Source organism: Arenimonas sp., from assembly GCF_041919775.1.
Classification (GTDB): Bacteria; Pseudomonadota; Gammaproteobacteria; order Xanthomonadales; family Xanthomonadaceae; genus Arenimonas.
Genome location: NZ_JAYRTE010000019.1, coordinates 1 through 13,705, shown reverse-complemented (window position 1 = coordinate 13,705; position 13,705 = coordinate 1). Strand labels below are relative to the sequence as shown.

Here is a 13,705-nt window from a genome sequence, read left to right as displayed (position 1 = left end):
GGCTATCATCCGCGCATGGACGCCCTGCCCGACTTCCCGACCGAATCCGGCCCGCTGCTGGTCCCAGGCCCCGCCGGCCAGATCGAACTGATGGTGGACCTGCCCGAGGAAGGGCAGGAGCGGGCGGGCGTGGCGATCATCTGCCACCCCAATCCGCCGGAAGGCGGCACCCTGCACAACAAGGTGGTCACGATGACCGCCCGCGCGCTGAGCGAACTGGGCCTGGCCGCGGTGCGCTTCAACTTCCGCGGCGTCGGCAAGTCCGAAGGCGAATGGGACGAGGGCCGCGGTGAGATCCTCGACCTGCTGGCCGTGGCCGATTGGGTGCGCAAGTCGCGCCCGGACGACGCGCTGTGGCTGGCCGGCTTTTCCTTCGGCAGCTGGGTCGCCCTGCAGGGTGCCCGCCAGCTGCCGGTGAAGCAGATGATCTCGCTGGCGCCGCCGGTCGGCTTCCGCGATTTTTCCGGCGTGCAGCCGCCGGCCTGCCCGTGGCTGGTGATCATGCCCGACGCCGACGAGGTGGTGGAGCCGCAGAAGGTCTACGAGTGGATCGACGGCCTGGATGAAAAGCCGACGCTGGTGAAGATGCCCGACACCAGCCACTTCTTCCATCGCCGGCTGATGGACCTGCGCGGCGCGGTCAAGAACGGCGTGCGCAAGAACCTGCCGCCGCCGCGCCATGGCTGAAGCATCGGCGGCCCGGCCGCCGTCGGCCGCCTATGCCGCCGGCGTGGCCAGCGGCCGCTGGCAGGACGACCCCGCCCAGCGTCCGGCGCTGGCCCAGCTCGACCGCATCCACGCCGGCCTGTTGGCGCGTGAATCCACCCCCGCCTGGAAACGCTGGCTCGGCCGCGGCGGCGAACCCGTGCAGGGCCTGTACCTGTGGGGCGGCGTCGGCCGCGGCAAGACCTTCCTCAACGACCTGATGTTCGACCAGCTCGGCGACCTGCCGCGCCGCCGCTGGCACTTCCACCGCTTCATGGTCGAAGTGCACGCGCGTATCCAGGCCCTGCCCGACGACACCGCCGACACCGTCGCCGTGGTCGCCGATGCGCTGGCCGAAGAGCTGCGCCTGCTGGTGCTCGATGAATTCATCGTCTCCGACATCGCCGACGCGATGATCCTGGGCCGCCTGCTCGACCGCCTGTTCGAACGCGGGGTGGTGCTGGTCACGACCTCGAACACCGAGCCGAAGAACCTGTATCGCGACGGCCTGCAGCGCGCGCGCTTCCTGCCGGCGATCGCGCTGCTGGAAAAAAACTGCGTCATCCACCACCTCGACAGCCGCCAGGACTACCGCCTGCGCCAGCTCACGAGCGCCGAAACCTACCTGACGCCGCTGGGCACGCAGGCCGAGTCCGCGCTGTCCGCGCACTACGAGCGCCTGGCCGCGGACGCGCCGCGCGAGGACGGGCCGCTGGCGGTGAACGGCCGGCCGATCCCGGTGCGGGCGCTGGCCGAGGGCATCGCCTGGTTCGAGTTCTCCGCGCTGTGCGAAGGGCCGCGCGCGGCCGCGGACTACATCGAGGTGGCGCGCAATTTCCACACCGTGCTGCTTTCGAACGTGCCGGTGATGGATACGATGGCCGACAACGCCGCGCGCCGCTTCGTGCACCTGGTCGACGAGCTCTACGACCGCAACGTCAACCTGCTGCTCAGCGCCGCGGCCGAGCCGATGTGGCTGTATACCGGTGAAAAACTGCGCCACGAGTTCGAGCGCACCGCCTCGCGCCTGGTCGAGATGCGCAGCGCCGAATACATGGCCCGCGAACACCGCCCGTGAGGCGCCTGGCGCCCTGGCTGGCGGCGGCGCTGGGCCTGGGCCTGGTGCTGGCGACGTTCTGGCCGGGCTACCTGAGTTGGGATTCGGCCTGGCAGTGGTGGCAGGCCCGCCACGGTGAACTCGATCCCGGGCACCCGCCGGTGATGGTGCGCGTCTGGCAGGCGGTGCGGCTTGTGCTGCCCGATCCCGGCGGCATGCTGGTGGTGCAGACGCTGGCCTGGTGGGCGGCGGTGGCGGGATTCGCGCATGCGCTGGGTGGAGGAGCATGGCGACGCGTGCTCAGCGTCTGGCTGCTTGGCGCCTGGCCACCGCTGCTGGCCCTGCTGCCGCACCTGTGGAAGGACGTGTGGATGATGGCGCTGTTCGCCGGCGCCGTTGCCTGCCTGGCCGCTGATCTTTCCTGGCCGCGCCGAGGCTGGCGTTTGTCGGCGCTGCTGCTGCTCGCCGCCGGCTGTTCGTTCCGCCACAACGCGCTGCCGGCGGCGCTGCCGCTGCTGGCCTGGGTCGCCTGGCGGGAGTGGCCCGGGCGCCGGCTGCGGATCACGGTCGCGACCTTCGCGCTTGCGGCAGGCCTGCATCTTGCGGCGACGCTTGCCAACCTCGCGCCCGGCGCGCGCGACACGCCGGTGTGGCCGGTGATCGCCATGTGGGACATCGCCGCGGTGTCGATCGCCGAGGAGCGCGTGCTGTTCCCGCCGGACTGGGTCGAACCCGGCCTGAGCGTCGACGACCTGCGCCGCGATTTTTCGCCCTTCGTCAACGTGCCGAGCTTCGAGTCCGGACAGCTGCGGCTGAACTTCTACTACGACTACACGCCGGCGCAGTTCGCCGAGCTTCGCCACGCCTGGCTGTCGCTGCCGCTCGACCATCCGCGCGCCTACTTCGGCCACCGCGCCGCGGTCTCGGCCTACCTGCTGGGTCTGTGCCAGTCGGCGCAGCCGGACTTCCAGGTGCTGCAGCCGACGATCGTGCCGCTGCGCGACAACCCCGCGGTGGCGCCACCGTCGGGCACGCTGCATCGCCTGGTGCAGCCGCGCCTGGACGCGCTGGTGGACACGCCACTGTTCGCGGGCTGGGTGTACCTGCTGCTTTGCTTCGGCGTGCTGGCGCTCACGGCGATTCGTCGAAACGGACCCCGTGACGGCCTGGCCGCGACCTTGGCCGCCTCTGGCCTGCTTCTGGCGCTGCCGCTGCTGCCGTTGGCGCCTTCGGCCGACTTCCGCTACCTCGCGTGGATGGTCGTCTCCAGCCTGATGGCGCTGCCGCTGTGCCTCGCGCCCCCTGTGGGAGGGACTTCAGTCCCGATGGCTTTCCGGCCTGCGAACACTCGGGACTGAAGTCCCTCCCACGGTGTCTGCAGGGAGTCTTAGCGGCACATGGCGTCGATGTAGCCGTCGCCATCCGCGTCGCGGTCGCCGACAGTGATCGGGTCGCAGTCCTCGTCGATGCCCTCCGCATCACAGATCTCGGTGCGGCTTGGATTGCGGTTGGCATCGAAATCGTCGCAGTCGTTGCCGCCGCACGCGGCGGCGGCGTGGCCGTCGCCGTCGGCATCGGGCCGGTCACAGGACCCCAGGCGGCAGCGGTCTTCGGCCTCCAGGCAATCTTCGCCCAGGCGGCAGGGCGGCGCGCCCGCCACGCAGCCGCTTCGTGCTGCGCGCGGGTCCGTGGGCGCACAGCGCTCGGCGCCATTGCAGTAGACGCCGTCGTCGCACTGCGCGTCGCTGCTGCACTTCACGATGGCCGGGCGCACGACGGCGCCGCTGCCGTCGCCGACGCGCACCCTCACGGTTTCGCGCTCCGCGGCGACGGCCGATACACAGGCCGCCGCGAGCAGGCCGGCCAGCAGGAAACGAGGCATGGAAAGGATCATGGGCAGGTCCCCAGGCTGGGATTGCGGGAGCGGTCGCTGTCGTCGCAGTCGCGGTTGTTCAATGAAACGTCGGCCAGCGCCTCGCCGACGGGGCAGGTCTGCACGGGCTGTCCGGGATCGCCGAAGCCGTCGCCGTCGCGGTCGCGCCAGACCGTCCACGCCACCCCTTCGTCGACCATGCCGTCGCAGTTGTCGTCCTTGAAGTTGCAGACCTCGGCCTGGCCCGGATGCACGCTGCGGTCGCGGTCGTCGCAGTCGGCGGGCTGGCGGTGGTAGTCGCGGTCGTTCTGCGACACCACGGCTTCCGGTGCCGCGCGCCGGCGCTGGGCATCGGCTTCGGCCTGAAGGCGCATCGACCGCAGCTTCTCGAAGGACACCCCGCCGCGCACGCCGAGCGCGCGCTGGAACGCTTCCTGCTGCATGGTCACCGGCGCCTTCACCTGGCGCGCGATGCCGGGGCGCAGCGTGGCCGCGGCGGGCGGCTTCTTCGCCTCCACCTGCGTTTTGTCCTTCGCCGACTGGGCCAGGACCGCGCCGGGCACGGGAATCATCAGCAGAACGATCAGAAACATGTTCAGGCGCATGGCGGGCTCCCGGATCCGATGTCTGTCAGAACGCAGTGGCGGGCCGAAGCATGCCACGGGCTGGCGCGGGCTGCGTGCTAGCATCGCCGGCAGGCCATCCAGGGGAGCCGTCATGCGCCGTTTGCTGCTTGTTTCCGCCCTCGCTGCCGCCTTCTGCGGCCCCGCCTTCGCCCAGGCACCCGACGTCGAGACGCTCGCGGCTTCGGTGGACGCCAAGGTCCAGGCCTGGCGCCGCGACATCCACCAGAACCCCGAACTGGGCAACCGCGAAACCCGCACCGCCGCGCTGGTCGCCGAGCACCTGAAGGCGCTGGGTTTCGAGGACGTGCGCACCGGCATCGCCACCACCGGCGTCACCGGCGTGCTGCGCGGCGGCAAGCCCGGTCCGCGCATCGCGCTGCGCGCCGACATGGACGCGCTGCCGGTGACCGAACGCACCGGCCTGCCTTTCGAGTCTAAGGTGACGACGACGTTCCGCGGCGAGACCACCGGGGTGATGCACGCCTGCGGCCACGACGCCCACACCGGCATCCTGATGGGCGTGGCCGAGGCACTGGCTTCCGTGAAGGACGAACTGGCCGGCGAAGTGCTCTTCATCTTCCAGCCGGCCGAAGAAGGCCCGCCGGACGGCGAGGCGGGCGGCGCCGAGGAAATGCTGAAACAGGGCATCTTCGAACGCTTCAAGCCCGAGGCGGTGTTCGGCCTGCATGTGTTCAGCACGCTCAACGCCGGCACGGTCGGTTACCGCAGCGGCCCGCTGATGGCGGCGTCGGACCGCTTCAACATCGTCATCAAGGGCCGGCAGACGCATGGCTCGCGGCCCTGGGGCGGCGTCGACCCGATCGTCGCCGCCGCCGACGTGATCGGCACGGCGCAGACCATCGTCAGCCGGCGCCAGAACATTTCCAAGCAGCCGGTGGTGGTCAGCTTCGGCGCCATCAAGGGCGGCATCCGCTACAACATCATCCCCGACGAAGTGGAGCTGGTGGGCACCATCCGCACCTTCGACGAGGACATGCGCCAGCAGGTGTTCGCTGACCTCAGGAACGTGTCGGAATCGGTCGCGCATGCGCACGGCGCCACGGCGGTCGCCCAGGTGCCCGACACCAAGGGCAACCCGGTCACCGTGAACCACCCGGCGCTGACGATGCGCATGGTGCCAAGCCTCGAGAAGGTGGTCGGCGCCGACAAGGTTATCGAGATGGACCTGACCATGGGCGCCGAGGACTTCAGCTACTACGCCAACGAAGTGCCCGGCTTCTTCTACTTCGTCGGCGCCACGCCGGCGGACCAGGACCCTCTCAAGGCCCCGTCGAACCACTCGCCCGAATTCTTCCTGGACGAGCAGGCGCTGAAGGTCGGCACCCGCACGCTGCTGCAGGTGGCGCTGGACTACCTGCACGAAGTCAATTGATTGACCGGCGACGCCGGCCACACTATCTTGTGGCCGTCGGTCCCGGGCGCCACAAGTGCTTGGGTTAATAGGGAAGCCGGTTTGAATCCGGCACTGCCCCGCAGCGGTATGTGGAAACGACCGCCGTCATAGAGCACTGGGGACTTGGGCCCCGGGAAGCGACGGCCAGTAGGAGAGGCGCCCGCCTCGCGTCCACGAGTCCGAAGACCTGCCGACAGCCGCGCGAAGCACGACGCGCGGTGACCGGCCCAGAGGTCTCCGGGGGGAGACGGCGCCGGTGTCGTGGCGGCGCGTCTCGGTCCCTGCGACACCCGTATTCCATTCTCCCGGTGCCTTGAACGCCCGCGTCGTCCTCCGAGGGAAGGGCGGCGGCCGTGCGCCATGCACCGGAGAAGCCCATGAACCACGAGATCCTCGACGCGCCCGCCGACGCCGACGTGCCGCAGTTCGCCCTCACCCCGCCCGCCGCCGCGCTGGGCATGACCGTCACCAAGCGCAACGGCCGCCGCGAGCCGGTGGACCTGAACAAGATCGTGCGCGCCGTGATGCGCCAGTGCGACGACCTCTACGCCGTCGATCCGATGCGCGTGGCCACGCGCACCATCTCGGGCCTGTACGACGGCGCCAGCACGCGCGAACTCGACGAGCTGTCGATCCGCACCGCCGCGCTGCTGACCGCCGAAGAACCCGAATACGGCCGCCTTGCCGCCCGCCTGCTGGCCGAATGCATCACCAAGGAAGTCACCGGCCAGGAAATCCACGCCTTTTCGCAGTCGGTCGCGCGCGGCCACGAGCTTGGCCTGGTGAACGCGCGCCTGCTGGATTTCGTGCAGGCCAACGCCCGCAAGCTCAACGACGCGCTGGACGCCTCGCTCGACCGCCGCTTCGACTACTTCGGCCTGCGCACGCTGTACGACCGCTACCTGCTGCGCCATCCCACCGCGCGGAGGATCATCGAAACCCCGCAGCAGTTCTTCCTGCGCATCGCCTGCGCGCTCAGCCAGGACGTGCCCGAGGCGCTGGCGCTGTACCAGCGCATGGCCCGGCTGGACTACCTGCCGAGTTCGCCGACCCTGTTCAACGCCGGCACCACGCACGAACAGCTCTCGAGCTGCTTCCTGCTCGATTCGCCGCGCGATTGCCTCGAAGCGATCTACCAGCGCTACGGCGACATCGCCCAGCTGTCCAAGTTCAGCGGCGGCATCGGCGTCAGCTATACGCGGGTGCGTTCGCGCGGCTCGCTTATCCGTTCAACGAACGGGCACTCCAACGGCATCGTGCCCTGGCTCAAGACGCTCGATTCCTCGGTGGCCGCAGTCAACCAGGGCGGAAAAAGGAAGGGCGCGGCCTGCGTCTACCTCGAGCCCTGGCACGCCGACGTCGAGGAATTCCTGGAGCTGCGCGACAACACCGGCGACGACGCCCGGCGCACGCACAACCTCAACCTCGCCAACTGGATTCCCGACCTGTTCATGCGCCGGGTCGAGGCCGACGGCGCCTGGTCGCTGTTCGATCCCAAGGCCGTACCGGACCTGGTTGATCTGTACGGCGAAGCCTTCGACGCCGCCTACGAACAGGCCGAGAGAAACGGCCTGGCCGTGCGAACCCTGAAGGCGCGCGAGCTGTACGCAAAGATGATGCGCACCCTGGCCCAGACCGGCAACGGCTGGATGACCTTCAAGGACAAGTGCAACCGCGCCAGCAACCAGACCGCGAAGGCCGGCAACGTCATCCACCTGTCGAACCTGTGCACCGAGATCCTGGAGGTCACCAGCGCCGAGGAAACCGCGGTCTGCAACCTGGGGTCGGTCAACCTGGGCCAGCACCTGGGCGAAGACGGCTTCGATTTCGACAAGCTGGCCGACACCGTGCGCCTGGCGGTGCGTCAGCTCGACCGCGTGATCGACCTGAATTTCTACCCGATCGAATCCGCCCGGCGCGGCAACCTGCGCTGGCGGCCGGTGGGCCTGGGCTGCATGGGCCTGCAGGACGTGTTCTTCCGCCTGCGCCTGCCCTTCGACTCCGAGGCGGCGCGGGCGCTGTCGGCACGTATCGCCGAACACATCTACTTCCATGCGCTGGAGGCCAGCTGCGAACTGGCCCAGGAGCGCGGCCGCCACCCGAACTTCGAGGACACCCGCGCCGCGAACGGCGAGCTGCAGTTCGACGCCTGGGGCATCACGCCCGCCGACCCGGCCCGCTGGGACGCCCTGCGCGAACGCATCCGCGAACACGGCCTGCGCAATTCGCTGCTGGTCGCCATCGCGCCCACGGCCACTATTGCGTCGATTGCCGGCTGCTACGAATGCATCGAGCCGCAGGTCAGCAACCTGTTCAAGCGCGAAACCCTGTCGGGCGATTTCCTGCAGGTGAACCGGCACCTGGTGCGCGAGCTCAAGCAGCTGGGGCTGTGGACGCCGGAGCTGCGCGACCGCATCAAGCTGGCCGAAGGCTCGGTGCAAGGCATCGCCGAGATCCCTGCCGAACTGCGCGCGGTCTATCGCACCGTCTGGGAGATCCCGATGCGTTCGCTGATCGACATGGCCGCCGCGCGCGGCGCCTTCATCGACCAGAGCCAGTCGCTGAACCTGTTCATGGAAAGCCCGAACATCGGCGCGCTGTCGTCGATGTACATGCACGCCTGGAAACAGGGCATCAAGACCACCTACTACCTGCGTTCACGCCCGGCCACCCGCATCGCCAAGGCCACCGTCGACGCACCGGCGGCCATCGCCTGTTCGCTCGAGAACCCCGAATCCTGCGAGGCCTGCCAGTGAGCGCCCGCCTGCTCGACCCCGGCTTCGACCTGACGCTGCGGCCCATGCGCTACCCGCAGTTCTACGAGATGTACCGCGACGCCATCCGCAACACCTGGACGGTGGAGGAGGTGGATTTCTCGCTCGACACCAACGACCTGAAGAACAAGCTGGGGCCGGCCGAACGGCACCTGGTCGAACGCCTGGTGGCGTTTTTCGCCACCGGCGACTCGATCGTCTCCAACAACCTGGTGCTCAACCTCTACCAGCACATCAACGCGCCGGAAGCGCGCATGTTCCTCTCGCGCCAGCTGTACGAAGAAGCGCTGCACGTGCAGTTCTACCTGACCCTGCTCGACACCTACCTGCCGGACCCGGCGGCCCGGGCGCGCGCCTTCGCGGCCGTGGAGAACATTCCCTCCATCCGTAAGAAGGCCGAGTTCTGTTTCCGCTGGATGGACAGCGTGCAGGAACTTCGCCGCCTGGGCACCCAGGCCCAGCGGCGGCGGTTCCTGCTCAACCTGGTGTGTTTCGCGGCCTGCATCGAGGGCCTGTTTTTCTTCGGCGCCTTCGCCTACGTGTATTACCTGCGCTCGCGCGGGCTGCTGCACGGCCTGGCCGGCGGCACGAACTGGGTGTTCCGGGACGAAAGCGGGCACATGGCCTTTGCCTTCGAGGTCATCCGGACCGCGCGTGAAGAGGAGCCCGGGCTTTTCGACGACGAACTCAAGGCGCAGATCGTGCAGATGCTCACCGAAGCCGTGGACTGCGAGTTCGCGTTCTCCGAGGACGTGCTTTCCGGCGGCGTCGCCGGCCTGTCGCCGCGCGACATGCGCCAGTACCTGGAGTATTGCGCCGACCAGCGGCTGGCGCAGCTCGGCCTGGGCAAACACTTCGGCGCCCGCAATCCGTTCCCGTTCATGGACCTGCAGGACGTGCAGGAACTGACGAACTTCTTCGAACGTCGCGTTTCCTCCTACCAGGTGGGCGTGCAGGGCGACGTTGCCTTCGACGCCGCGTTCTGAACCTGAACCGGCGGCCCGGCGATCGCGGCCGCCGGTCCCCCGGGACCACGTTTTATACGCCCGAAGCCCGACTGCGTGAGACAATGCGCCCCATGACGTCCCCTGAATTGAGCCCCCTGGGCAAAGCCGTCGAATACGGCGGTGATTACGATCCTTCCCTGCTGTTCCCGATCACCCGTGCCCAGTCGCGCGCGGCCCTGGGCCTGGCCGACGACCTGCCCTTCAGCGGCGTCGATTTCTGGAATGCCTACGAACTGAGCTGGCTCGATGGCCGCGGCAAGCCGCGCGTCGCGCTGGCCGAACTGCGCGTGCCGGCGACGTCGCCGAACATCGTCGAATCCAAGAGCCTCAAGCTGTACCTGGGCAGCTATGCGATGGCGCGTTTCGCCGACACCGATGCCCTGCGCGCGCAGCTGGTGGCCGACCTGTCGGCCGCGGCCGGTGCGCCGGTCAGCGTGGTGCTGACGCCGGCCGGTTCCAACAACGTCGCGCTTATCGAAAACCTCGAAGGCGACCTCATCGACGACCTGCCGATCGAGATCAGCCACTACGGTCCGCCGCGCCCGGATTTCCTGTCCTGCGACGCCGAAACCAGGGCCGACGAAGTCCTGGTCTCGCACCTGCTCAAGTCCAACTGCCCGGTCACCGGCCAGCCGGACTGGGCCAGCGTGCAGATCCGCTACGCCGGCCCGCGCATCGCCCGCGACGGCCTGCTGCGTTACCTGGTGTCCTACCGCCAGCACAGCGATTTCCACGAAAGCTGCGTCGAACGCATCTTCATGGACCTGATGCAGCACTGCGCGCCGACCCGCCTGGCGGTGTACGCTCGTTACACGCGCCGCGGCGGCCTGGACATCAACCCGTTCCGGGCCACCCCGGGCCTGCCGCTGCCGGGCAACCCGCGCACCAACCGCCAATAACCGCACGCCACCAGACAAGCCGCCCATGCGCCCGATCCTGACGCCGCTCGCCCTGTTGCTGTCCCTGCTGCTGGTCGCCTGCGGTGGCGATGAAGAGGCTGCGCCGGCCGACGAAGCCGAGGCGCCTGCCCAGACTGCCGCCGAAACCACCGAAGCCGTCGCCGTGCCCGAAGAGGCACCGCTGCCCGGCGGCGACTTCCGCGTGGTCGCGGTCGAGCTGGGCACCGAGCTGGACGAGGAAGGCCGCGTGCCCCGCCCCCAGGACGTCTTCACCACGGTCGACACCATCCACGCCGCCGTCGTCGGCGTCGGCACCAGCCCCGGCCTGACGCTGTCGGCCCGCTGGCTGTTCGAAGACGGCAGCCAGGTCGCCAAGGCCGGCCAGGCCCTGGTTCCCGAAGTGCCGACGGTCACCACCTTCAGCATCACCCAGCCCGAACCCTGGCCGGCCGGTGCCTACCAGGTGGAAATCGCGATCAACGACCGCGTCGTCGAAACCCGCAGCTTCACCATCCAGTAACCCACCTTCGAGCCTCCGCGGCCCATGAGCCACCCCTGCCTGCGCTGCGGCGCCTGCTGCGCGACCTTCCGTGTTTCCTTCCACTGGTCGGAAGCCCAGCCCGACAATCCCGACGGGCCGCCGGCCGAGCTGGTGATGCCGCTGCGCCGGCACGAGCTGGCCATGCGCGGCACCGAGGGCAGCCACCCGCGCTGCATCGGCCTGCGCGGCACCATCGGCGTGGACGGCCATTGCGGCATCTATCCGAACCGCCCCTCGGTCTGCCGGCAGGTCGAACCGAGCTGGGAGTTCGGCCGCCACAGCCCGCAGTGCGACAAGGGCCGCATGGCCCACGGGCTCAAGCCGCTGACGCCGGAAGACTGGGCGATGATTCCGGTGCAGGTTCCGGCCGTGGACCAGATGCCGGTGGCGGCCACGTCTCCGGCGGCGGTGGACGACCTGCCGCCGGCCTGCGGCGCCGAGCCGCCTTCGCCCGACGCGGGGCCGCTGCTGTCCTGATTGGCGCGCACGTACGCGCCCGTAGGGCGCGCGCTTTCCCCGGCCCCGCGTAACCGCGACAATGCGGGGCTGACTTCACGGGATAAAACCACCATGTCCGATTCGCCCAAGATCATCTACACCCTCACCGACGAAGCCCCGTTCCTGGCGACCCAGTCGCTGCTGCCGATCGTGAAGGCCTTCGCGGGCGCCGCCGGCATCGCCGTCGAGACGCGCGACATCTCGCTGTCGGGCCGCATCCTGGCGCAGTTCCCGGACCGCTTGCGCGAAGACCAGCGCATCGGCGACCACCTCGCCGAGCTCGGCGAGCTGGCCACCCAGCCCGAAGCCAACATCATCAAGCTGCCCAACATCAGCGCCTCGGTGCCGCAGCTCAAGGCCGCCATCACCGAACTGCAGTCGCAGGGTTACGACCTGCCGGACTACCCGGACGAACCCAAGAGCGACGCGGAGAAGGACATCAAGGCCCGCTACGACCGCACCAAGGGCAGCGCCGTGAACCCGGTGCTGCGCGAGGGCAATTCCGACCGCCGCGCGCCGAAGTCGGTGAAGGCCTTCGCCCGCAAGCATCCGCACCGCATGGGCAAGTGGAGCGCCAGCTCGAAGTCGCACGTGGCGCACATGGACGGCGGCGATTTCTACGGCAGCGAACAGTCGGCGATCATCGGCCAGGACGGCAGCCTGAAGATCGAGCTGCTGCGCACCGACGGCGTCACCACCGTGCTGCGCGAGTCGGTGCCGGTGCAGCACGACGAGATCGTCGATGCCGCCGTGATGAACCGCCAGCGCCTGGCGGCCTTCGTCGCCGGACAGATCGCCGATGCACGTGCAAAGGGCGTGCTGTTCTCGCTGCACCTCAAGGCCACGATGATGAAGGTCTCCGACCCGATCATGTTCGGCATCGTCGTGGGCGAGTTCTACAAGGACGTGCTGGACCGCCACGCGGCGGCGCTGGCGGCGGTCGGCTTCGACCGCAACAACGGCATCGGCGACCTGTACGCGCGCCTGGGCGAACTGCCCGAAGCCACGCAGGCGGCGATCCGCTCCGAGCTCGAGGCGCTTTACGCCGAACGCCCGGGCCTGGCGATGGTGAACTCCGACAAGGGCATTACCAACCTGCACGTGCCCAGCGACGTCATCGTCGACGCCTCCATGCCGGCGATGATCCGCGACTCGGGCTGCATGTGGAACGCCGCCGGCGAACTGCAGGACACCAAGGCCGTCATCCCCGACCGCTGCTACGCCGGCATCTACCAGGCGGTGATCGACGACTGCAAGGCCAACGGCGCCTTCGACCCGGCCACCATGGGCAGCGTGCCCAACGTCGGCCTGATGGCGCAGAAGGCCGAGGAATACGGCTCGCACGACAAGACCTTCCAGATCCCCGGCGACGGCATCGTGCGCGTCAGCGACGAGGCCGGCCGCACGATCTTCGAACACCCGGTGATGGCCGGCGACATCTGGCGCATGTGCCAGACCAAGGACGCGCCGGTGCGCGACTGGGTGAAGCTGGCCGTCGACCGCGCCCGCCTGAGCGACACCCCGGCGGTGTTCTGGCTCGACGAAAACCGCGCCCATGACGCCCAGCTGATCGAACGCGTGAAGGGCTACCTGCAGGACTACGACACCGACGGCCTGGACATCCGCATCCTGGCCCCGGTGGACGCGATGAAGCTGTCGCTTGAACGCATCCGCGCCGGCCAGGACACCATCTCGGTCACCGGCAACGTGCTGCGCGACTACCTGACCGACCTGTTCCCGATCATGGAGCTGGGCACCAGCGCCAAGATGCTGTCGATCGTGCCGCTGATGGCCGGCGGCGGCCTGTTCGAAACCGGCGCCGGTGGTTCGGCGCCCAAGCACGTGCAGCAGTTCACCGCTGAAAACTACCTGCGCTGGGATTCGCTGGGTGAGTTCCTGGCCCTGGCGGCCTCGCTCGACCATGTCAGCGAACGCTGGCTCAACTCGCAGGCGCCGGTGCTGGCCAAGACCCTGGACGAAGCCAACGCCCGCATCCTGGACGAGAACCGTTCGCCGGCGCGCAAGGTCGGCCAGCTCGACAACCGCGGCACCCACTTCTACCTGGCGCAGTACTGGGCCAAGGCCCTGGCCGAGCAGGACGAAGACGCCGCGCTGAAGGCGAAGTTCGCGCCGCTGGCCAAGCGCCTGCTGGACGAGGAGGCCACGATCCTGGCCGAGCTGCTGGCGGTGCAGGGCAAGCCGGTGGACATCGGCGGCTACTACCGCCCGGACCAGGCCAAGGCCAGCGAGGCGATGCGCCCCAGCGCCACCCTCAACGCTGCGCTGGCCTCGCTTTAGAACGGGGTCAGGT

The 13,705-nt window shown here is 69.0% G+C and carries 12 protein-coding genes and 1 riboswitch; of the genes, 10 read left to right on the top strand and 2 right to left on the bottom strand.

Annotated elements, in window-relative coordinates; genetic code table 11:
- Window positions 1-15 precede the first annotated feature (15 nt).
- Genes ACE3TE_RS10540 through ACE3TE_RS10530 form a run of 3 tightly spaced genes read left to right on the top strand, consistent with a single transcriptional unit; the run spans window position 16 to window position 3,120 of the window.
- The gene (locus tag ACE3TE_RS10540) at window positions 16-687 is read left to right on the top strand and encodes an alpha/beta hydrolase (RefSeq protein ID WP_374604754.1); all 672 of its coding nucleotides are present in this window, start codon (window positions 16-18) and stop codon (window positions 685-687) included.
- A complete protein-coding gene (gene zapE / locus ACE3TE_RS10535) occupies window positions 680-1,783 on the top strand; it encodes a cell division protein ZapE (protein WP_374604752.1) in 1,104 nt (367 codons plus the stop codon). The genes ACE3TE_RS10540 and zapE overlap by 8 nt, the downstream gene beginning before the upstream one ends.
- Window positions 1,780-3,120: a hypothetical protein gene (locus tag ACE3TE_RS10530; RefSeq protein WP_374604750.1), complete on the top strand. Its 1,341-nt coding sequence runs from the start codon at window positions 1,780-1,782 to the stop codon at window positions 3,118-3,120. The genes zapE and ACE3TE_RS10530 overlap by 4 nt, the downstream gene beginning before the upstream one ends.
- 29 nt (window positions 3,121-3,149) lie before the next feature.
- On the opposite strand, the gene ACE3TE_RS10525 is transcribed toward ACE3TE_RS10530, so the two are convergent.
- Window positions 3,150-3,656 (bottom strand): putative metal-binding motif-containing protein, encoded by a 507-nt coding sequence (locus ACE3TE_RS10525; protein ID WP_374604748.1) that lies wholly within the window; start codon window positions 3,654-3,656, stop codon window positions 3,150-3,152.
- Window positions 3,653-4,228: a putative metal-binding motif-containing protein gene (locus ACE3TE_RS10520; protein ID WP_374604746.1), complete on the bottom strand. Its 576-nt coding sequence runs from the start codon at window positions 4,226-4,228 to the stop codon at window positions 3,653-3,655. Before ACE3TE_RS10520 ends, ACE3TE_RS10525 begins: the two co-directional genes overlap by 4 nt.
- A gap of 124 nt (window positions 4,229-4,352) precedes the next feature.
- Here ACE3TE_RS10520 and ACE3TE_RS10515 point away from each other — a divergent pair, with 124 nt between their 5' ends.
- The 7 genes from ACE3TE_RS10515 (at window position 4,353) to ACE3TE_RS10485 (ending at window position 13,692) form a co-directional block, all read left to right on the top strand.
- A complete protein-coding gene (locus ACE3TE_RS10515; protein WP_374604745.1) occupies window positions 4,353-5,654 on the top strand; it encodes an amidohydrolase in 1,302 nt (433 codons plus the stop codon).
- A gap of 20 nt (window positions 5,655-5,674) precedes the next feature.
- Window positions 5,675-5,885: riboswitch (cobalamin riboswitch) on the top strand.
- A 167-nt stretch (window positions 5,886-6,052) separates the two neighbouring features.
- On the top strand, window positions 6,053-8,431 hold the full coding sequence (locus tag ACE3TE_RS10510) for a ribonucleoside-diphosphate reductase subunit alpha (protein WP_374604744.1): 2,379 nt from the start codon (window positions 6,053-6,055) through the stop codon (window positions 8,429-8,431).
- A gap of 44 nt (window positions 8,432-8,475) precedes the next feature.
- Window positions 8,476-9,435 carry a ribonucleotide-diphosphate reductase subunit beta gene (locus ACE3TE_RS10505; RefSeq protein ID WP_374604812.1) on the top strand — a complete coding sequence of 320 codons (960 nt, stop codon included), beginning with the start codon at window positions 8,476-8,478 and terminating at the stop codon, window positions 9,433-9,435.
- Between the two features lie 92 nt (window positions 9,436-9,527).
- The gene (queF, locus tag ACE3TE_RS10500) at window positions 9,528-10,355 is read left to right on the top strand and encodes an NADPH-dependent 7-cyano-7-deazaguanine reductase QueF (protein ID WP_374604742.1); all 828 of its coding nucleotides are present in this window, start codon (window positions 9,528-9,530) and stop codon (window positions 10,353-10,355) included.
- Window positions 10,356-10,380: 25 nt separating this feature from the next.
- Entirely contained in the window at window positions 10,381-10,875 is a 495-nt protein-coding gene (locus tag ACE3TE_RS10495) for a hypothetical protein (RefSeq protein WP_374604740.1), read from the top strand.
- A 24-nt stretch (window positions 10,876-10,899) separates the two neighbouring features.
- On the top strand, window positions 10,900-11,373 hold the full coding sequence (locus ACE3TE_RS10490) for a YkgJ family cysteine cluster protein (RefSeq protein WP_374604738.1): 474 nt from the start codon (window positions 10,900-10,902) through the stop codon (window positions 11,371-11,373).
- Window positions 11,374-11,466: 93 nt separating this feature from the next.
- Window positions 11,467-13,692 carry an NADP-dependent isocitrate dehydrogenase gene (locus ACE3TE_RS10485; RefSeq protein ID WP_374604737.1) on the top strand — a complete coding sequence of 742 codons (2,226 nt, stop codon included), beginning with the start codon at window positions 11,467-11,469 and terminating at the stop codon, window positions 13,690-13,692.
- The last annotated feature ends 13 nt before the right edge of the window (window positions 13,693-13,705 follow it).